This is a genomic window from Pseudomonas sp. MF6396 (assembly GCF_002018915.1).
Classification (GTDB): domain Bacteria; phylum Pseudomonadota; class Gammaproteobacteria; order Pseudomonadales; family Pseudomonadaceae; genus Aquipseudomonas; species Aquipseudomonas palmensis.
This window is the reverse complement of sequence record NZ_MVOK01000100.1, coordinates 1-576: the sequence shown is the minus strand read 5'-3', so window position 1 is coordinate 576 and position 576 is coordinate 1. Positions and strand designations below refer to the sequence as shown.

The 576-nt window shown below is 62.7% G+C and carries 1 protein-coding gene; it reads left to right on the top strand.

All coding sequences use genetic code 11. The features are described from left to right. A partial coding sequence (gene istB / locus MF6396_RS28125) for an IS21-like element ISPst3 family helper ATPase IstB (RefSeq protein ID WP_102063849.1) occupies nt 1-576 on the top strand: 576 nt, incomplete at both ends.

Sequence of the window (576 nt, the reverse complement as noted above, 5' to 3'; positions counted from 1 at the left end):
GCCATGCGCTCGGTGAGCCACCAGATGAACATGGCCAAGCTGCCGATGCACCGCGATCTGGCCGGCTTCGACTTCAGCGCCTCCAGCGCCGACGCTCGCTTGATCAGCGAGCTGGCCAATCTGAGCTTTACCGACACCGCGCAGAACGTGGTGCTGATCGGCGGCCCAGGCACCGGTAAAACCCACCTGGCCACCGCACTGGCCGTGTCCGGCATCACCCGGCATGGCAAGCGCGTGCGCTTCTACTCCACGGTCGATCTGGTCAATCTGCTGGAGCGCGAAAAACACGACGGCAAAGCCGGGCGGATCGCTCAGGCACTGCTGCGCATGGATCTGGTCATCCTCGACGAGCTGGGGTATCTGCCCTTCAGTCAGGCCGGTGGCGCGCTGTTATTTCACCTGCTGTCCAAACTGTACGAGCACACCAGCGTGGTGATCACCACCAACCTGAGCTTCGCCGAATGGTCGAGCGTGTTCGGCGACGCCAAGATGACCACCGCCCTGCTGGATCGGCTGACCCACCACTGCCACATCGTCGAAACCGGTAACGAGTCCTATCGCCTGCAACACAGTAGC